The organism is Siccirubricoccus soli (assembly GCF_024178315.1).
GTDB lineage: Bacteria > Pseudomonadota > Alphaproteobacteria > Acetobacterales > Acetobacteraceae > Siccirubricoccus > Siccirubricoccus soli.
Map to the genome: position 1 here is coordinate 1 of NZ_JAMZIK010000070.1, position 19214 is coordinate 19214.

16 protein-coding genes are annotated in these 19214 nt (G+C 71.7%); 5 read left to right on the top strand and 11 right to left on the bottom strand.

Annotated elements, in window-relative coordinates; genetic code table 11:
* The coding region (locus NJ376_RS11585; protein WP_408906680.1) for a thiolase C-terminal domain-containing protein at positions 1-633 on the top strand (633 nt) is incomplete at its 5' end.
* Positions 634-725: 92 nt separating this feature from the next.
* The gene (locus NJ376_RS11590) at positions 726-1166 is read left to right on the top strand and encodes a Zn-ribbon domain-containing OB-fold protein (protein WP_252953423.1); all 441 of its coding nucleotides are present in this window, start codon (positions 726-728) and stop codon (positions 1164-1166) included.
* Positions 1167-1170: 4 nt separating this feature from the next.
* Here NJ376_RS11590 and NJ376_RS11595 read toward each other — a convergent pair whose 3' ends face one another.
* The 6 genes from NJ376_RS11595 to NJ376_RS11620 form a co-directional block, all read right to left on the bottom strand.
* A complete protein-coding gene (locus NJ376_RS11595; RefSeq protein WP_252953424.1) occupies positions 1171-2559 on the bottom strand; it encodes an amidase in 1389 nt (462 codons plus the stop codon).
* 3 nt (positions 2560-2562) lie between these two features.
* Positions 2563-2763, bottom strand: a complete 201-nt coding sequence (locus NJ376_RS11600) for a hypothetical protein (protein ID WP_252953425.1) — start codon at positions 2761-2763, stop codon at positions 2563-2565.
* A gap of 18 nt (positions 2764-2781) precedes the next feature.
* On the bottom strand, positions 2782-4110 hold the full coding sequence (locus NJ376_RS11605; protein ID WP_252953426.1) for an amidase: 1329 nt from the start codon (positions 4108-4110) through the stop codon (positions 2782-2784).
* Positions 4110-5708: an ABC transporter substrate-binding protein gene (locus NJ376_RS11610; RefSeq protein ID WP_252953427.1), complete on the bottom strand. Its 1599-nt coding sequence runs from the start codon at positions 5706-5708 to the stop codon at positions 4110-4112. The genes NJ376_RS11605 and NJ376_RS11610 overlap by 1 nt, the downstream gene beginning before the upstream one ends.
* Before the next feature lie 92 nt (positions 5709-5800).
* A complete protein-coding gene (locus NJ376_RS11615) occupies positions 5801-7114 on the bottom strand; it encodes an LLM class flavin-dependent oxidoreductase (RefSeq protein WP_252953428.1) in 1314 nt (437 codons plus the stop codon).
* A 661-nt stretch (positions 7115-7775) separates the two neighbouring features.
* Complete coding sequence (locus NJ376_RS11620) at positions 7776-8168, bottom strand: PH domain-containing protein (RefSeq protein WP_252953429.1); 393 nt, start codon at positions 8166-8168, stop codon at positions 7776-7778.
* A 777-nt stretch (positions 8169-8945) separates the two neighbouring features.
* Between NJ376_RS11620 and NJ376_RS11625 the strand changes: the two genes are divergently transcribed.
* Positions 8946-11786 (top strand): PAS domain-containing protein, encoded by a 2841-nt coding sequence (locus NJ376_RS11625; protein ID WP_252953430.1) that lies wholly within the window; start codon positions 8946-8948, stop codon positions 11784-11786.
* Positions 11787-11849: 63 nt separating this feature from the next.
* On the opposite strand, the gene NJ376_RS11630 is transcribed toward NJ376_RS11625, so the two are convergent.
* Positions 11850-12653, bottom strand: coding sequence for an alpha/beta fold hydrolase (locus NJ376_RS11630; RefSeq protein WP_252953431.1), 804 nt, complete (start codon positions 12651-12653; stop codon positions 11850-11852).
* A gap of 112 nt (positions 12654-12765) precedes the next feature.
* Here NJ376_RS11630 and NJ376_RS11635 point away from each other — a divergent pair, with 112 nt between their 5' ends.
* Both NJ376_RS11635 and NJ376_RS11640 read left to right on the top strand, forming a co-directional pair.
* Positions 12766-13461: a DUF1194 domain-containing protein gene (locus NJ376_RS11635; protein WP_252953432.1), complete on the top strand. Its 696-nt coding sequence runs from the start codon at positions 12766-12768 to the stop codon at positions 13459-13461.
* Positions 13462-13661: 200 nt separating this feature from the next.
* On the top strand, positions 13662-15614 hold the full coding sequence (locus NJ376_RS11640) for an AsmA family protein (protein WP_252953433.1): 1953 nt from the start codon (positions 13662-13664) through the stop codon (positions 15612-15614).
* A gap of 169 nt (positions 15615-15783) precedes the next feature.
* Here NJ376_RS11640 and NJ376_RS11645 read toward each other — a convergent pair whose 3' ends face one another.
* Genes NJ376_RS11645 through NJ376_RS11660 form a run of 4 tightly spaced genes read right to left on the bottom strand, consistent with a single transcriptional unit; the run spans position 15784 to position 19192 of the window.
* Positions 15784-16008 carry a PsiF family protein gene (locus NJ376_RS11645; RefSeq protein ID WP_252953434.1) on the bottom strand — a complete coding sequence of 75 codons (225 nt, stop codon included), beginning with the start codon at positions 16006-16008 and terminating at the stop codon, positions 15784-15786.
* Positions 16009-16058: 50 nt separating this feature from the next.
* Positions 16059-17018: a Bug family tripartite tricarboxylate transporter substrate binding protein gene (locus NJ376_RS11650; protein ID WP_252953435.1), complete on the bottom strand. Its 960-nt coding sequence runs from the start codon at positions 17016-17018 to the stop codon at positions 16059-16061.
* Positions 17019-17057: 39 nt separating this feature from the next.
* Positions 17058-18224, bottom strand: coding sequence for a mandelate racemase/muconate lactonizing enzyme family protein (locus NJ376_RS11655; RefSeq protein WP_252953436.1), 1167 nt, complete (start codon positions 18222-18224; stop codon positions 17058-17060).
* Positions 18221-19192, bottom strand: a complete 972-nt coding sequence (locus NJ376_RS11660) for a hydroxyacid dehydrogenase (RefSeq protein WP_252953437.1) — start codon at positions 19190-19192, stop codon at positions 18221-18223. Before NJ376_RS11660 ends, NJ376_RS11655 begins: the two co-directional genes overlap by 4 nt.
* Between the last annotated feature and the right edge of the window lie 22 nt (positions 19193-19214).

Genomic DNA, 19214 nt, shown 5'->3' on the forward strand with positions numbered 1-19214 from the left:
GCCATGAAGATCACCCGCTTCATGACCGATCACGGCATCCGGCATGAGGCGCTGCGGGCCATCGCGCTGACCTCCTACTTCCATGCGCAGACCAATCCCCGCGCGGTGATGCAGGGCCGGCCGCTCGACGTCGAGAAATACGAGGCCTCCCGCTGGATCATCGAGCCGTTCCACCGGCTGTTCGACTGCTGCATGGAGAATGACGGCGCCGCCGCGGTGCTGGTGGTGCCGGCCGACCGGGCGCGCGACCTGAAGCAGCGGCCAGCTTATCTCCTGGGCGCCGCCCAGGGCGGGCATCACCGCAGCGCGGCGCCGGTCCACAACGCGCCGGACTACGCCTCCGCCCATTTTCCGACGGTCGCGCGCAATCTCTGGGCCATGGCGAAGCTCGGTCCGGCGGATGTGGACGTGCTGCAGGCCTATGAGAATTTCACCGGCGGCGTGCTGCTCGGCATGGTCGAGCACGGCATGGTCAAGGCGGAGGAGGCGAATGAATTCCTGGTGCCGGAGAATCTCCGCTTCGACACCGGCAAGCTGCCGCTGAACACCAGCGGCGGCAATCTCGCCGAATGCTACATGCACGGGCTTGAGATGGTGAATGAGGCAGTGCGGCAGTTGCGCGGCACGGCCTGAAACCAAGTGCGGGACCCGGAGGTGGCGATGGTCATCGGCGGCCCGATGGTCACCCCCGTCAGCAGTCTGATCCTCGGCACGGAGGCCACCCTGTGAGCACGCAATTCGTCCTGCCGGAGGGCCTGCCGGCGCCGGCCCAGGAGCCCCTGACGCTTCCCTACTGGGAGGGCACCCGCGCCGGCCGCCTGCTGGTGCAGAAATGCCAGGGTTGCGGCAAGCACCAATGGGGCCCGGAATGGATCTGCCACCGCTGCCACAGCTTCGACCTCGGCTGGGCGGAGGTGGCGCCGCGCGGCCGGATCTGGTCCTGGCAGCGGCCGCATCACCCGGTGCATCAGGCGCTGAACGGCCATGGCCCCTACATCATCGTGCTGGTGGAGCTGCCGCATGCCGACAGGATCCGCATGGTCGGCAACCTGCTCGGCGATCCCTTGCAGGAGGTGAGGATCGGCGCCGAGGTGGAGGCGGTGTTCGAGCCGCATGACGCGGCGACACCGCCCTACACCCTGGTGCAATGGCGGCTGGTGGGCTGAGCGGTCAGCTCACCAGCGCCGGCCGCTTCTGCCGCCAGGGCGTCGCCTTCTCATAGGCGTCGCCCGCGCGCAGCACCGTCGCCTCATCGAACAGCCTGCCGACGATCTGCAGCGAGAAGGGCATGCCTTCCGTGTCGAACCCCATGCAGAGCGCCAGCGCCGGGTTGCCGCTGACGTTGAAGGCGGTGGTGTAGCCGACCTTGGTGAAGAGGCTGTCCGGCGGCTGGGGCTGCAGCTTCTTCGCCGGCTCGCCCGCCGGCAGCATCATCAGATCCACCTCCGTGAACACCGCCTGCATCGCCCGCGCCAGCTCGGTGCGCAGGCGCATGGCCTGGATGTAGTCCTCCGCCCGGATCAGCCCGCCGGCGATGATGCGGTAGCGCAGGCTCGCCCCGAACAGCTCCGGCCGCTGGCGCAGTTCCGGACCATGGATGGTGTAGAGCTCCGCCATGGCGATGATCTTCTTGGCATCCTCGTAGGCGCGCAGCTTCGGCAGTTCCACCGGGCGAATGGTGGCGCCCATGGCACGGAAGACCTCCAGCGCGGCGTCCAGCGCGGCGCGGGTGGGGGCGGAGGGCGGCGCCTCCTCCTCCAGCCAGCGCCAGGGGACGCCGATGGTGAGGCCCTTCACCTCGCCGGTCAGCGCCTTGGTGTAGTCCGGCACGGGCAAATCCACGCTGCCGGGATCGGCAGGGTCGAAGCCGGCGACCACCTTCATCAGGATGGCGAGGTCCTCGCTGGACCACGCCATGGGCCCGGCATGGTCGTGGGAGAAGCAATTGGGCAGCACGCCGCGGCGGGAGACGCGGCCATAGCTGGGCTTCAGCCCGGCAATGCCGTTGGCCGCGGCCGGCCCGCGGATGGAGCCGCCGGTGTCCGACCCCATGCTGCCCAGCACCATGCCGGCGGCGATGGAGGCGCCGGAGCCGGAGGAGGAGCCAGCCGGGTCCCTCTCCAGGTTCCAGGGGTTGCGGCAGGGCGGGAAGAGCACGTCCCAGGAGGGGCCGCCATGGGCGAATTCCCAGGTGGCCGCCTTGCCCAGCAGCACGGCGCCGGCGGCGGAAAGCCTCTCCTGCGCATCGCTATCCGCGGCCGGGACGTAGTCGGCCAGGGTCTTCGACTGGCCCGTGGTGCGGATGCCCCTGGTCTCGTAGATGTCCTTGAGATTGTAGGGGATGCCATGGAGCGGCCCGCGATACCGGCCGGCCATGATCTCCGCCTCCGCGGCCTTGGCCTCGGCCACGGCGCGCTCCCGCGTCAGGGTGACGAAGCTGTTGAGCTGCGCATCCACCGCGTCGATCCGTGCGAGGCAGGTGTTCAGCAGCTCCACCGGGGAAAGGTCGCGCGCGGCGATGCGGCGTGAGGCCTCGGCGATGGTGAGGAACTCCGCCATGGCTCAGGCCTTTCGCGCGAAGGTGGCGGCGACGAAGACATGCGCCGGCTCATCCGCCTGCGGGCGGTCCTGGCGGATGCGGGCGAGCATCACCTCGAGATGTCGGTAGGCGGAGAGCAGCTCTGCCCGGTATTCCGCCGGCAGCCCCTCCAGCCCAGCCTTGGCGGCCAGCACCTTCAGCTCCTCTTCCGTGGTCTCGGCCATGGCGTTCCTCCCTTCCTCTCAGGCGAACAGGGTCTTGCGCGCCCAGTCGGGCTCGGCGTCGATCACTGGGGCGCAGGCCTCGGCAATCTCGATCAGCGCCGCATCGGCAAAGCGCGGGCCGACAAGCTGGATGCCGACCGGCAGGCCGCGGGCGCTGCGGATGCAGGGGATGCCGAGGCAGGGCACCTGCAGCAGCGTCCAGATGCCGTTGAAGATGGCATCGCCGGTGGTGTGCAGCCCTTCCGGCGCATCGCCGGGGGAGGCGGGAGTGAGCACCGCATCCAGCTTCGGGCCGAACAGCGCGTCGAAGGTGGCGCGGCACTGGTCGGCCAGGGTGTAGGCGGCGCGCAGCTTCCCAGCATCGAAGCCGGCGCGCGCCTCGACCCGCGCCCTGATGTCCGGCGGGATGATGTGCGGGGAGGAAAGGTACTCCGGCAGGAAGGCCCCCGCGCCCTCATAGGCGGCGATCAGGTCCCGCGCCGCCGCCATGCCGTCGAAGGCGGGCGGCAGGACCAGCTCCTCGACGATCGCGCCCGCGCCCTCCAGGCGCTGCGCCGCGGCTTCCAGCGCGGCGACACCGGCGGGCTCGATGTAGTGCCAGACGGGGGATCTGCACACGCCGATCCGCAGCCCCTTCACGCTGCGCTTCGGGCCACCCAGGCCCGGCAGGCGGAAGCATTCCGCCACCAGCCGCAGATCGGCGACGCAGCGGCCATACCAGCCGACCGTGTCCAGGGTGGCGCTGCTCATCCGCGCCCCCTCCCGGCTGACCAGGGACCAGGAGGGCTTCAGCCCGTAGATGTTGTTGAAGGAGGCCGGGCGGATATGCGAGCCGCCGGTCTGGGTGCCGAAGCCGAGCGGCACCTGAAAGTCCCCCACCGCCGCGCCGGAGCCGGAGGAGGAGCCGCCCGGCGTGTGTTGCGGATTGAAGGGGTTGGTGCTGAGCGCCTTCCGCCCGCCGGCGGCGAATTCCACCGTATCCGTCTTGCCCAGGATGAGCGCGCCCGAGGCCCGCACGATGCCGACGCAGGCGGCATCCCGCCCCGGTTGCGAGCCTTCATAGATGGGCGAATTATGCGTCGTCGGCATGTCCGCCGTGTCGATCACATCCTTCACGCCGAAGCCCAGGCCATGCAGCGCGCCCATGGGCCAGTCGGCGGCGGCGCGCTTGTCCAGCTCCCGCGCCCGCTTGATCGCCAAGTCGGGGTCGAGGAACAGCCAGGCCTTCACCACGGCATCGCGCGATGCGATGCGGGCGAGGCAGGAGCGGGTCAGCTCCTCCACCGAAAGCTCGCGGTCGCGGATCAGCGCGGCCGCGTCGGAGGCGGTGAGTTCGCAGGGTTGCATCAGGCGATCTCCACGGTTGTCAGGTCCTGCTGCCAGCTCTGCGCCTGCACGAAGCCCTTCACCCGCGGCGACATGGCGCGCGGGTTGAGGTCATGCACGATGAAGGCCCAGAGCGCCTGATCCACGCAGGCGGCATGCAGCTCCGCCAGCAGCATGTCCTGCTTCTCCGGGTCGAACTCCACCTCGGCGCGGGCGGCGAGTTCATCCACCTTCGGATCGGCGAAATAGCCCCAATTCACCCCGACCGGCGGGTTGCGCTTGGACCAGGAGACGTCGATCAGCGCCGAAGGCTCGGCGGAGCCGAGGGAATTGTTCAGCGCATGCATGCCGCGATTCTCCGGCGCCGCAGCGCCGCTGCGCCGGCGGCCGCGCAGCGTCTCCCATTCCAGCACCTCAAGCCGGAGGTTGATGCCGATCTCGGCCAGGCCCTGCTTGATCGCCTCGTTCATCGGCAGGGGCTGCATCTGGCCGGAGCCGCTGGTGGAGATCAGCAGCGTCGCATTGCAGGGGTTGCGCGGGCCGTAGCCGGCGGCCTGCATCAGCTTCTTCGCCTCGCGCGGGTCGTGGCGCAGCTCGAAGCGCGGCGTGCCGAACCAGGGGTCGTTCGGCAGCACCAGCCCCCTGGCCGCCATGGCCGTGCCCTCCAGCAGCGCCACCAGCCCATCGCGGTCGAGGCCGAGATTGATCGCCTGGCGCACCCGGACATCGCGGAAGGGGCTGTCCGGCAGCGCGCTCAGCAGATAGGGCCAGACATGCGGGTAGGGGTTGGTGACGATCTTCATCCCCGCATTGCGCAGGCGGGGAATCATGTCCGGTGAGGGCGCCTCGATCCAGTCCACCTGGCCGGAGAGCAGCGCCGCGCCACGGGTCAGCGGGTCCGGCATCGGCATCACCACCAGCCGGTCGCATTTCGGGATGCGGGCGCTGTCCCAGTACTGCGCGTTGCGGACGTACTCGATGCGCTCGCGCGGCGCCACCTTGTCGAACTTCCATGGTCCGGTGCCGGAGGGGTTGAGGGCGAAGCGCGCCCAGCTCCCGCCCAGCTCCTTCCACCGCGCCGGTGAGGAGAAGAACACGCTGACCAGCTTGTAGGGCAGGCTGGCGATCGGCTCCTTGGTGATGATCTCCACCGTGCTGCCATCCACCGCGCGGTAGCTGGCGATGGGGGCGACGAAGGTGGCGGCCTGCGCGGCCTGGGCGCTGTCGAATTGCGGCGCCTCCTTGTTCATCACCTTGTCGAGGTTCCAGACCACCGCCTCGGCATTGAATTCCGAGCCGTCGTGGAATTTCACCCCCTGGCGCAGCCTGAAGGTCCAGCGGTTGCGGTCGGCGGGATCGGTGGACCAGCTTTCCGCCAGCCCGGGACGGATGCGCGCCTTCTGGTCGCCGCGCGAGAGGTCCCAATTCGTCAGCCCGTCATAGCCGGTGATGCCGCCGAAGCGGATGCCCTCCGCCCCCTGGCTGGGCTGGCCGGTGGTGGTGGGGATGTCGGCCGCGGTCATGCCGACCCGCAGCACCTTCTCGCCCTGCGCCCTGGCGGGCAGGGCGGGGATCAGGGCGGTGGCGGTCAGGCCCGCGGTGAAATGGCGTCGCAGCATGTCTCAACCCCCGGCGGTCGCGATGGGGCCGTGCGTCGCGCTGGCATCCTCGGGGCGGCAGCATGCGGGCCCATGCTGCAGCGCGCAATGGGTTATTGAAACAGGCGGCTCCTTGGCCTTGGCAGGCCGAGATGCTCACGCAGCGTCCGGCCGGTGTAGTCGGCGCGGAACAGCCCGCGCTCCTGCAGGATGGGCAAGACCTGATCCACGAAATCGTCGAAGCCGCCGGGGAAATAGGGCGGCAGCACGTTGAAGCCGTCGCAGGCATGGTTGTCGAACCATTCCTGCAGCGTGTCGGCAATCTGCACCGGCGTGCCGCAGACCACCCAATGGCCGCGCGCGGCGCCGGCCAGGTTGAACATGTCCCGCCAGGTCATCCCCTCCCGCCAGGCCTTGGCCAGCATCGCCTTGGCGAAGCCGTGGGAGGTGTCGGGCAGCGGGAAGTCCTTCGGCACCAGCTCATCCAGCGGGAAGCCGGAGACATCCATGCCCATGCGGGAGGCCAGCATGGAGCGGGCATTGGCCGGGTTCACGAAGGACTGCAGCAGGTTCAGCTTGTCCCGCGCCTCGCGTTCGGTGCGGCCGATCACCGGCATCATGCCTGGCAGCACGGCGATCTCGGCGCCCTGCCGGCCGAAGCGCGGCATGCGCTCCTTCAGGGAGCGATAGCCGGCCTGCGCCTCCGCCATGTCCTGCACCACGGCGAAGACCACATCGGCGGTGCGGGCGGCGAGGTTGAGGCCGGGCTCCGAGGAGCCGGCCTGCAGGATGATGGGCTGGCCCTGCGGCGTGCGGCTGGTGGGGAGCGGACCCTTCACCTTGAAGAACTTGCCCGCATGGTTCAGCGGCTTCACCTTGGCCGGGTCGATGTACTGCCCCGTCTCATGGTTCCGCACCACCGCGCCATCGTCCCAGCAATCCCAGAGGCCGCGGACGACATCGACGAACTCCTCCGCCACCTCGTAGCGCGCATCGTGCTCCGGATGGATGCGGCCGAAATTCTCCGCCGCCTTGCCGCCGGAACTCGTCACCGCGTTCCAGGCCGCGCGGCCACCGGAGAGATGATCAAGCGAAGCGAACATCCGCGCCACATTGTAGGGCTCGGCATAGGTGGTGGAGGCGGTGGCGCCGAGGCCGACATGGGTGGTGGTGACGGCCAGCGCTGCCAGCATGGTCAGCGGCTCGAAGCGCGCGGCGAAGCTCGGATGCATGCCGGGCTCGCTGGCCAGGTTGTCGCCGAGGAAGATGAGGTCGAACTTCCCCCGCTCCGCGATGCGGCCGATCTCCTGGATCACGGAAAGATCCTCGAAGCTCTGCGCCGCGCCCGGGTAGCGCCAGCCGGCGATATGGTTGCCGGTGCCGAGGACGAAGACGCCGAGATGCATCTGGCGGGGGGAAGGGGGCATTCGCATTCACTCCATCGGCAGGCGGCGGCGCCGGCGGCGCGCCGCGTGGCGTAGCAAGCCACATGCCTTGCAGTGGCGGCCCGCGGCATGCGGATTGCACTCCAGCCTGGCCTTCGCAGCAAGCCAAGGCGACATGGGCAGCGCCTGGCGGCAGCTTGAGCCGGACGGATCGGCGATCGGCCGGGGCAGGATCGCCGGGCGGCGGCCTTGTGCATGGCCGCGCAGCGCCTGCCTGCCTGCCTGCCGATACGCCCAACCCCGGGGTGCCGCCGAACAGCACCGCTTGCGATCCTCGCCGCTGGCGGCGCCCGCCACGGCGCTGAAACCGCACCATCCGCCAAACCGCCCGCGATCCCGGCATCTCGCTCCGCCACCAGCTCCGGGTCGGCGCGCCGGCGATGATCGTCGACCGCAGGCAGGACTGGCTTGAGGGCGGAGCCTGCGACGGCCTCGACCTGATGGTCCCGCATCCCCCGAAGCCGCTTGAGGAGTCCTGCGCCCTGGCGGTGCCGGAAATGCAGCGGCGCGGCATCCTCCACAAGGCGCGCGAAGCCGCCACGCAGCGGCATGGGCGCCGCTCCGCGTCACCGCGGCGCAAGCGGCCCCGGAGCGTGCCGGTTCCGCCTTTCGGGAAGCCGCGAAGCGGCTGCGCGAGGAGGGCTCAGTCCACCGACATGGCCGGCCCGCGCGGCCGGGCGCTGCGGTTCCAGGCATCACGGATCGCCTCGCTGACCCCGACCGGGTCCGGGATGCCCTTCAGCACCATCACCTCCTCCGGCCCGCGCCCCTCCGCCGCCTTCACCACCACGTCGCCGATGCCGAGCAGCCGCTGGGTGAGGCTCCGCGCCGAGACCACGTCCCGGATGCGGAACACCTCGACATCGTCCCGCAGCTTGTTCCAGAAGCCGGACTCCACGATGATCCGCTCATTGGTCAGGGTGATGCGCTGCCGCCCGAGGAAGGGCAGGCCCAGCAGCAGCACGCCCAGCAGCATGCCGCCGATCCCGAAGGAGCGCCGGCTTTGCCGCGTGGTGAGGAGAGTGGTCTCGGACATCCGGATGGTTCCGCTGCTGGCGGGGGAGGGGGCATCGTTGCGGCGCTGGTGTAGGCTGCCGGCGCGTCGGCCGTCCATCCTGCTGCTCGGCCTGGCCCTGGCGGCTGCCCCGGCCATCGCCGCGGCGCAGCGGGAAGCGGGTCTGGAGGCGGCCCGCCGCTTCCTCTGCCCGCATGGCGGGGCACCCGTGCCCGGCCAGCGCGGCCGTTGCCGTCCGGCCCGGCTGCCGGGCCCGCCGGTGGCGGGGGCAGCGCCGGCTGGGATGCCGGCCTGCCACCGCCCGACCGCCACCAGCAGGCCTGTCCGGAGGGCACGCGGCCCGCTCCGGTCCTCGGCCAGGCCGGTATGCTGCGTTGCCTGCCTCGCTAAGTTGCAATAGTCACGTTTCTGTGCATCGAGAACTGTTCCGATTGGATCGGCTCCGGATGGGATCAATTCGTGCTGCACGGCAGCGTGCGTTGCCGACGCCCAGATGCCACCCCGGACCAGCAGGGGGCGGCAGGCAATTGGAAACCTTTCCAGCCTGTTCTGTCCTGAAAGGCCGGGCCTTGCCCGGCCACAGGGCCGGCAGGCCGGCGGATGTCAGGCCGGTGTCCTGCTCCTCGGCGCCCCGGGCGTCATCCGGGGCCGGAGGCGGCAGCAGGCCATGGAACAGGAGCAAGGCCGTCGGTCCGGACCCCGCACCCCGCGGGGCCGGGATGGCGGCGCAAGGCCCGGCCTCCCGGGCGGAGTGGGAGTTTGATGCAGCCATCGGGCCCTGAGCCCCCCCAGGAGCCCATGGCGACGCCCTGGCGCCTGGGCCCGCTACTGCTCGCGGTGATCGTCGCCCTGCCGCTGGTCGTGGCGGCTGCCGGCGCCTGGCGCTCCTGGCAGGGGGTGCGGCGGGAGGCGCGGGTGGAGCTCACCCGCAGCGCCGATGCGGCGGCGGAATACGGCATGCGCGTGCTGGTGGCCTATGCCCTGGCGGCGCGGCAGGTGGATGCGCTGATCGCCGGGCTTTCGGATGCCGAGATCGTGGCGCGGGAGCGGGAGCTGCGGGCGGAGCTCCGGGCGTTGGTCGCCGAGCTGCCCCAGGCGGAGAATTGCTTCATCCTGGACCGCCACGGGGCGCCGCTCGTCGCCTCCCGGCCCTTGCCGGCGCCGGGCCAGCCGAGCGCGGCGGATCGCGACTTCTTCCTGGAGATGCAGCGGCCGGACGCGCCGGCGGTGCATATCAGCCGGCTGCATGCCAGCCGGCTGGACGGTCGTGCCTTCTTCGCCGTCAGCCGTCGCCGGTCGGAGTCAGGCAACCGTCTGCCGCCCGGCAGCTTCGATGGCGTCGTCAACCTCTCGGTTTTTCCGGATGTCCTGGCGGAGGGGCTGCGGCAATTCGTCGCCTCGCCCGGCGCCTCGATCCTTCTGCTCAGGGAGGATGGCGGGCTGCTGGCCTGGAATGCCGGGGAGCCGCCATCGGCGCCGCCCGCCCTGCCGCCCGGCCCGGCAGGGGCGCGGCGCCGTGCCGGCACCGTCGAGGGGCCGGAAGGCCTGCTCCATATCGCCGCCACCCGGCTGGAAGGCTTCCCGCTCTACGCCCTGGCCTACCGCCCGGAGGCCGGGATCCTGCCGCTCTGGTGGCGGGAGGTCCTGCCGCAATTCGGCCTCGGCCTCACCGCCAGCCTCGCCCTGCTCGGCCTCGGCCTGCTGGTCCGCCAGCATCAGGGGCAGCTTATCGCCGCCAACGCCAGCCTCGAGGCCCGGGTGGCGGAGCGCACCGCGGCGCTGCGCGAAGTGACGGATGCGCTCGACCTCTCGCCCAGCATGATCGCCGATCTGGAGGGGCGCATCCTCCACTGGTCCGCCGGCTGCGAGCGACTCTATGGCTGGACCCGGGAGGAGGTGCTTGGCCGCCGGGCGCGGGAGGTGCTGCAGACGGAGCTGCCGCCGGGCGGCATGGCGGCGATCGACGCCGCCATCGCGCGCGACGGGAACTGGCACGGGGAGCTGCGCCAGCGCCGCAAGGACGGCACCCCGCTGATCGTCGCGGCGCAGTGGACCTATCGCTATGATCCGCTGACCGGCGAGCCGAACGGCTTCGTCAGCACCCGCTCCGACCTCACTGCGCTGCGCCGGGTGGAGCGGAGCGTGGCGCGCAGCGAGGCCAGCCTGCGCCGGGCGCAGGAGGCGAGCGGCGTCGTCGCCTTCGAGATCGACCACCACGGGCTGGTCGGCACCGATCCGGCGCTGCCGGGCCTGTTCGGCCTGCCGCCGGGGGCGCCCTTCGACTTCGCCACCATGCTGACGAAGATCCACCCGGAGGATGTGCTGCGGGTGGTGGAGGAGCATCGTCGCCTGGCCCGGCAGGGCGGGGCCTTCGCCACGGAGTTCCGCGTGCTCTGGCCGGACGGCTCGGAGCACTGGCTGCTCTCCCGCGGCGAGGCGGAGGCCGATCCCGCCGCCGGGCCGCTGCCGGCGCGCATCCGCGGCGTCTGCCTCGACATCACCGGACGGCGCCGGGCGGAGACGGCGCTGGCCGCCAGCGAGGAGCGGCTGCGCCTGGCGCAGGAGGCGGCCGGGCTCGGCATCTATGACTACGACTATGTGACCGGCAAGGTGACCTGGGACGCCCGGATGCGCGTCCTCTGGTCCCTGCCGGAGGGGGAGGAGGTGACGCGCCGCCGCTTCGTCGCGGCCATCCACCCGGAGGACCGGGGGCGGCGCCGGGCGGCGCTGCGCCGGGCCATGGCGCCGGAGGGGGACGGCGTCTACCAGGCCGAGCTGCGCGTCATCGGCCTTGCGGACGGCAGGGAGCGCTGGATCGCCCTGTCGGGCCGGCTTCGCTTCGATGGCGGACGGCTGGTGCGGCTGGTCGGCATCGCCATGGACATTACCGACCGCAAGGCAGCCGAGGCGCGCGGCCTGCTGCTGATGCGGGAGGTGGATCACCGGGCGAAGAACGCCCTGGCGGTGGTGCAGGCCGCGCTCCGCCTCTCCCGCGCCGAGACCCCGGCGGAGCTGGTGCGGATCGTCGAGGGCCGGGTCGCCGCCCTGGCCCGGGCGCAGACCGCCCTGGCGCAGCGCCGTTGGGAGGGGGCGGAGCTGCGCCGGCTGGTGGAGGGGGAGCTGGAACCCTTCCTCAGCCCGGAGAGCGTCGGCGCGCCGCGCGCCCTGCTGATCGGCCCGGCGCTGACCATCCCGGCCGGGGCGGTGCAGCCGCTCTGCATGACGCTGCACGAGCTGGCGACCAATGCGGTGAAATACGGCGCGCTCTCGGCGCCGGGCGGGCTGCTGACGGTGAACTGGCGGCTGGAGCCGGGCGGGCGCGAGCTGACGCTGATCTGGCGGGAGACCGGCGGCCCGCTGATCGCCGCGGCGCCAGCGCGGCGCGGCTTCGGCTCCCGCGTCATCCAGCAGACGGCGGAGGGGCAGCTCGGCGGGAGGCTGGAGCGGCTCTGGCTGGCCGACGGGCTGCGCTGCGAATTGACCCTGCCGCTGCGGCGGCAGGATGCGCCCGTGGCGGTGCCGCCGCCGGAGGACGACCCCGCCTCGCGTCCGGGCTCGGCGGCCGGCCAGGTGCCCCGGCCGCCGAGCCTGGTGCGGGAGGTCCGCCCCCGGTCCCGTGTCCTGCCCGGGCAGGGTTGAGGTGCCGCCCGGCACCGGGAGGCAATGCGATCGGCTGGGGGGCGCCGGGCGGGGATCGGCCGGTCAGTGCCGGGAGAAGAACTCCATCACCGCCGCGTTGAAGGCGCCCGGGTTGTCGTAATTCATCGAATGCGCGGCATTCGGGATGCCGACCCGCTCCACCCCGGGGATGGTCTTCTGCAGCGCATCGGCGATGGCGACGAAATTGGGCAGTGTCTTCTCGCCGACCACCAGCAGGGTGGGGATGCGGATCGCCTCGGCCGCGGCGCGGGAATAGGGGGAGCGCTTCTCGTTCGCCTGGCCCAGCAGGGTGCGGGCATTGGCGCGGGAGATGACCTTGCGCTCCTCTGGCCGGCGCTCCCAGGCGCCGGGGCCGCCGGTGTGCTCCGCCACGCGCTTCAGCCCGCCCTCCTCGTCGCCGGCGGCGACCATGGCCGCGGCTTCGGCGAAGGCACCGGCCTGGCGCCCGGCGGCGGGCTTGCCGCCCAGGCTCTCATCCAGCTCGCCGCCCGGCTCCGCCAGCACCAGCGCCCGCAGCAGCTCCGGATGCCGCTCCGCCACGCGGAAGGCGATGTGGCCGCCGCGGGAATGGCCGACCAGCCGCACCTTGTCGGCGCCGAGGCTGCGGATGAAGGCCGCGACGTCGGCCACGTGCCGGTCGATGGTGAAATCGCCGCCTTCGGTCCAGTCGCCGGGCCAGCAATGCCGCATGGAGAGCGCCATGACATGGTAGCGCTCGCCGAGCGGCTCCATCTGCCGCGCCCAGCTCCGCTGGTCGCCCAGCGTGCCATGCACCAGCACCACCGGATCCCCGGCGCCGGATTCGGCGTAGCTCAGCTCATATCCCTCGATGGTGCGGCTCGGCATGGCGCGTCCCTTCCCTTGCGGGCGGAGGATGCGCCGGGCGCGGCGCCCCGCCAAGCCTTGGCGGCGGGGGGCTTTGCCGCCACTCTGGCGGCGTTCTGCCGCGGAGCCCTCGATGCAACGTCGCCGCCTCCTCGCCATGCCGGCCGGCATCATCGCCCCCTGGGCCGCCACCCCCGCCACGGCCCAGGCGCCGGAGCTGGATCTGCTGCTGGTGCTGGCGGTGGATGCCTCCGGCTCCATCGATGCCGACGAGTTCCGGCTGCAGCGGGAGGGCTATGCCGAGGCGCTCTCCCACCCCTCCGTCCTCGCCGCTGTGCAGTCCCGGCCGCGCGGGGCGGTCGGCGTCGCCATGGTGGAATGGGGTGCGCCGGGCGGGGCGGAGACGGTGGTGCCCTGGATGCGCCTGGCCGATGCCGCCTCCGCCCGCGCGCTGGCCGAGGCGGTGCTGGCCGCGCCGCGCAGCCCGCAGAGCTACAACGCCATCGGCGATGCGCTGGACCATTGCATCCGGCTGCTGCAGGCCGCGCCCTTTCAGGCGGCGGAACGGGTCATCGACCTCTCGGGCGACGGGCCCGACATGCGCTCCCACCGCCGGGCGTCGGAGGTGCGGGATGCGGCGGTGGCGGCGGGCATCCGGATCAACGCCCTGGCCGTCGCCGGCACCGGTCAGGTGACCCGCGGCGAGCCCCTGGCCGAGACCTACCGGCGCGAAGTGATCGGCGGCCCCGGCGCCTTCGTGGCGACGGCGGCGGACCGGCGCGACATCGCCCGCGCCCTGCGCGCCAAGCTGGTGCGCGAGATCGCCTGACGCGAGCCTGCCGGCCTCTCCCGCAGGAGGGAGGCATGGGTGCGAAGGCCCTGACCGAGGCGGCGCTGGCCGCCGGCATCGCCACCTGGAACCTGACGGGGCAGGCGGTGATGGCGCATCGCGGGGAGCTGGCGCCGGAGCTGCCGCCGCGCTGAACCCTTGCGCCCCTGCGGCGCTTTTCCGGCGGGAGGCCGGGAGCGATGGCGCAGCGGCAAGGCTGGTCGAGGCGACGGAAATGGGCGGTAGGGCTGGGGGTGCCGCTGGCGCTGCTGCTCTTGCTGGCCCTGCTGTTCCGCTGGGACTGGCTGATTCCGATCGCCGAGGCGCAGGCCAGCGCCGCGCTCGGCCGCCCGGTGACCATCCAGCACTTGCATGTGTCGCTGGGCCGGACCACCACGGTGACGCTGGAAGGGCTGGAGATCGGCAACCCGCCGGGCTTCGATGCGGACCGGCCGCTGGCCGCGGTGCCGAAGCTGCGCGTGGCGCTGGATGCCATGGCTTTCCTGCGCGACCGCAGCCTCGTCATCCCCTCGGTGGCGTTGGAGCAGCCGCAGGTCGCGCTGCGCGCGCAGGAGGACGGCAGGAACAACTACAGCTTCCCCGCCAGCGAGGCCGGGAGCGGCGGCCCGCCGCCGCTGATCGGCGCGCTGATCCTGCGGGATGCGCGGGTGCATGCGCTGCTGGCCGGGCTGAAGGCGGATTTCACCGTCGCGCTTGCCACCGAGGAGCCGGAGGGCGAGCCGCCCCGGCTGCTGGCCCGCGCCGAAGGCACCTATGCCGCGCAGCCCATCACGGCGGAGTTGCGCGGCGGCGCCATTCTCAACCTGCGGGATCCGAACCAGCCCTGGCCGGTGGAACTGCGCCTGGCGAACGGCCCGACCCGCGTGAACCTTCAGGGCACGCTGCAGGACCCGCTGGCCTTCGGCGGGGCGAATCTGCGGCTGGATCTCGCCGGCCCGGACATGGCGCGGCTGACGCCGCTGGTCGGCGTGCCCATCCCGCCCACCCCGCCCTTCCGGGTGACCGGCAAGCTGGACTACGCCCATGAGGAAGGCGCCTTCCGCTTCACCGAGGTGGCCGGGAAGCTCGGCAACAGCGACCTGAACGGCGCCTTCGCCATCACCCCGGGCGGGGAGCGGCCGGTGCTGGCCGCCGACCTCGCCTCCCGCAGCGTGGACCTGGCGGATCTCGGCGGCTTCATCGGCACCACGCCGGTGCAGGCCGACACGCCAGGTGCCACGCGGGAGCAGAGGCGGCAGGCGGCGCGGGAGGAGGCGAGCCCGCGGCTGCTGCCGGATACGCCGGTCAGCGTACCGCGGCTGCGCTTCGCCGATATCCATCTCCGCTACCGCGCCGCCCAGATCAAGGGCCGGGGAATGCCCTTCGACAGCATGGAGATGCGGCTCGATATCGATGATGGCGTGATCCGGCTGCGCCCGCTGCGCTTCGGCATCGGCCAGGGCGGCATCGGCACCACCGCGACGCTGACGCCGCAGGAGAATGGCGCGCTCAGGGCCCAGGCGGAGATCGAGCTGCGGCGCGTCGATATTTCCCGCCTCATGCAGGCGGCCGGGGCGGGCGGGGCCGGCACGCTGGGCGGGGTGGGGCGGATCGATTCCACCGGACGGTCGCTGGCGGAGTTGCTGGGGCGGGGCGACGGGGCGCTGACGGTGGTGACGGTGGGCGGCAACCTTTCCGCCCTGCTGGTCGATCTTTCCGGCCTGCAATTCGGCAATGCGCTGCTCTCCGCCCTCGGCATCCCGGCGCGGACGGAGATCGAGTGCCTGATCGGGGATTTCGGCCTGCGGCGCGGGCAGCTCTCGGTGCAGACACTGCTGCTGGATACCGACAGCTATCTGGTGAGCGGCGGCGGCGAGGCCTCGCTGGCGCGGGAGACCCTCGACCTCTGGATGAAGACCGAGAGCAAGCGCTTCACCATCGGTTCCCTGCCCACGCCCATCGGTATCACCGGGCGGTTCAAGGAACCCTCCATCCGCCCCGCGGTCGGCGAGCTGGCGGCGCGGGCCGGGGCGGCGGCCGGGCTCGGCGTGCTCTTTCCGCCGCTGGCGTTGCTGCCGACCATCCAGCTCGGCGTCGGCGAAAACAATCGCTGCGAGGCGCTGTCCGAGGCAGGGCGGCGGCGGGGGAGGTGAGGGGGCTGCTGGCCGGGGGCGCCTTCATGCGGCCCCGGGGCGCGACAACCTCCTTGGCAGGGAGAGCTAGAGCATGCTGCGTTCGCTTGCTCTCACGCCGCATGCTCCAGGCCGTTGTTTTGCGAGCATCTTCACGCGTTCAAATGATTCCATCTGAACGCGATCTGCTCTAGGACGGCCGCGCGCGGCGCTGCGACAGGCATTGGCGCATGAAGTCCCGGCGCGGGTCGCCGCGCAGGGATTGCTGCCGCGCCTCGGCATTGCAGGCCCGCATCCGCTCCCGCGCCGCGAGCTGCGCCGCGGTTGGTTCCCGCGCCGGGCGGCTTTCCGCCGCGGCCCGGGATGGGGCAAGCAGGGCAAGGCCGAGGGCGGCGGCGACGGCAAGGCGCAGCATGGCGGCGACTCCAAGGGCCCCGCCATTCTGCGCCTCGTGCCGGAATCGTTTCAATCGGCGCGGATATTGGCCTGGCGGATGACCTCGCCCCAGCGCTGCCGGTCCTGGGCGATGGTCGAGGCGAAGCTGTCCGGATCGTCCACGATCACCTCCATGCCGTTCTCCACCATGCGGCGCTGGAAGACCGGATCCGCCGCCACCTGGCGCAGCGCGGCGACCCAGCGGTCCAGCACCGGCTTCGGCAGTTTTCCGGGCCCGGCGATGCCGAACCAGTTGCGCACGGAGAACTCCGGCAGGGTGGCGGAGATCATTGGCACGCCCGGCAGCAGCGGGCTGGGGCGCGGCGCGCCGAAGGCCACGGCGCGCAACCCGCCATCGCGGATCTGGCCCATGAATTCCGGCAGGTTGCCGAACATCATGTCGGTGCGGCCGGCGACGATATCGACGATGGCGGGTGCCCCGCCGCGATAGGGGACATGCAGCAGCTCGATCCCCGCCTGGCGCAGGAAGAGCTCGGCAGCCAGGTGCTGGCTGCTGCCATTGCCGGCGCTGGCATAGCTGAGCTTGCCGGGATTCGCCTTGGCATAGGCGATGAGCTCCGGGATGGTGCGGAAGGGGCCGTTCGGGTTGGCGACCAGGACATTGTAGATATTCGCCACATTGGCGATGGGTGTCAGGTCCCGGTCCACGTCGAAGGGCATGCGGATGCCGGGCATGACCGGCAGGATGGTGTGCATGGCCATGGTGGCGAGGCCGACCGTGTGGCCATCCGGCGCGGCTTTCGCCACCGTGTCGGCAGCGATCATGCCGGAGGCGCCGGTGCGGTTCTCCGCCACCACATTCACCTTGAAGATCGGCGAGAGGTGCTCGGCCAGCAGGCGGGTCAGCAGATCGCAGGTGCCGCCCGGGGCAAAGCCGCAGATGATGCGGACATCGCGGCTTGGGAAGTCCTGCGCCCGCGCCGGCAAGGCGGCCAGCAGGAGCAGCAGGGCGAAGAGCAGGCGCTTCATTCTCGTTGTTCCTCCCCGTGATGGTCTGGGCCGGGCCCGTCAGGGTTGCCCGTATTGCTGAAGGAAGCCCTCCTTCACCGTGATGCCGAGGCCGGGCCGGTCCGGGACGGCGACGTAGCCATCCTCGACGGGGAAGCGCTCCTCGATCAGGTCATGCAGCATCGGGTTGTGGCCGAGGCTGTATTCCAGGATGAAGCCGGCGCTCTGGCTGGCCGCGAGGTGCAGCCCGGCGGCGAAGGCGGGCGCACCCGACCAGAGATGCGGCGCGAGGCGCAGGTTGAAGGCGCTGGCGATGGCGCCGATCCGCACGCCTTCGGTGATGCCGCCGGCGATGGCGAGGTCCGGCTGCAGCACATCGGCGGCGCGCAGCTCCGCCAGCTCGCGGAAATCGTGGCGGGTGAACTCGCTCTCGCCGCTGCTGATGGGCACGGCGCTGCTGCGGCGGACCTCCGCCTGGCCCTGCTTGTCATCCGCCGTGACGGGTTCCTCGAACCACATCAGGTCGCAATCCTCCACCATGCGGCAGAAGGTCTTGGCCTCGGAGACGGTCCAGGTGCCATGCGCATCGGCGGCGAGGCCGATCTCCGGCCCCAGCGCGGCACGGGCGGCGCGGACCCTGGCGGCGGAGCGCGCCACCGGCCCGTCCATGCTGCCGACGCGCATCTTCACGGCGCGGAAGCCGCCCTGCTTCACATAGCCGAGGAGCTGCTCGCCGATCCGCTCCTCCGGCGCCCAGCCGCCCGAGGCATAGGCCGGCATGCGTTCGGCCCGGCGGCCGCCGAGCAGGCGCCAGACCGGGGCGTTCAGCGATTTGCCGAGAATGTCCCAGAGGGCGATGTCGATGCCGGCGATTGCCGAGATGGAGAGGCCGCGGCGGCCGAGGGCCGGGAAGACATGGCCGCGATCCAGCGCGAAGCCCTGGCGCGGCACGTTGTAGAGCACGTCCCAGAGCCGGGAGAGGTCGCGCGGATCCTCGCCCAGCAGCAGCGGTGCCAGGTCGCGGTTGATGATGGCCGCGAGGCCGCCGCAGGCGGCGGTGCTGGCGACGCCGGCCTTGGCCTCGCCCCAGCCGATGATGCCGACATCGGTCTCGATGCGGATGATGACGCTGTCGAAGCTGGGCTGCTTGCCGTAATCGGAGAGATGCTGGCGCTCCGGTGGGATGGGGACGCTGACCCAGGTGCCATGGACGCTGGTGATCCTCATGGCCGCCGCCTCCCCTCCCAGGCCTCGGGGTTGATGAGATTCAGCGGGCGTTCGCCGCGCAGCACGCGGACCACTTCCTCCGCCGCCACCTGGCTCATCTTCGCCGCGCTCTCGCGGGAGAGGCCGGCGACATGCGGCGAGAGGATGGCGTTGGGGCATTTCCGCAAGGGGTGCTGGGCGCCGAGCGGCTGCACCGCATAGACATCCAGCGCCGCGCCGCCGATGGCGCCCTCGCGCAGCGCGGCGACCAGCGCCTCCTCCTCCACCACGGCGCCGCGGGAGACGTTCATCAGCCAGGCGCTCGGCTTCATGCTGCGGATCAGCGCGGCGGAGGCGAGACCCCTGGTTTCCGGTGTCAGCGGGCAGGCGAGGGCGATGTAGTCGCTGCCGGAGAACAGCTCCGGCAGGGCGGCGTATTCGACGAAGGGCGGCAGCGCCTCCCGCCGCCGCTGGAAGCCCAGCACCTGCATGCGGAAGCCGTGATGGGCGATCTCGGCCAGCCTGGTGCCGATGGCGCCGACGCCGACGATGCCGAGAGTACGGCCGCGCAGCTCCGTCGCGCTGCCGGCGATGGCGCGGCCGGGCTTCCAGCCTTCCTCCAGATGCACGCGGCTCATGGTCTCGACGCGCCGCGCCGCGGCCAGCATCTGGGCGACGACGAATTCCGCCACCGCATCCGCATTGGCGCCGGGGACGTTGGTGACCAGCACGCCATTGGCCGTGCAGTTCTCCACCGGGATGAGATCGACGCCGACGCCATGCCGCGCCGCGACCAGCAGATTCGGGCAGGTGCTGGCAAGATCATCGGGAAGCTTCTGTCGCACGATCACGGCATGTGCGCCGCGGCAGAGGGCGCGGAGCTGGTCCGGGCTCTGTTCCCCGCCCGGGCCTTCGACGATGTCGAGCCCCGCCTGCCGCAGCACCGCCATGCCGCCGGGTTCGATAGGTTCGGTGAGAACGACCTGCATGAACAAGCAAGCTCCAAACTGG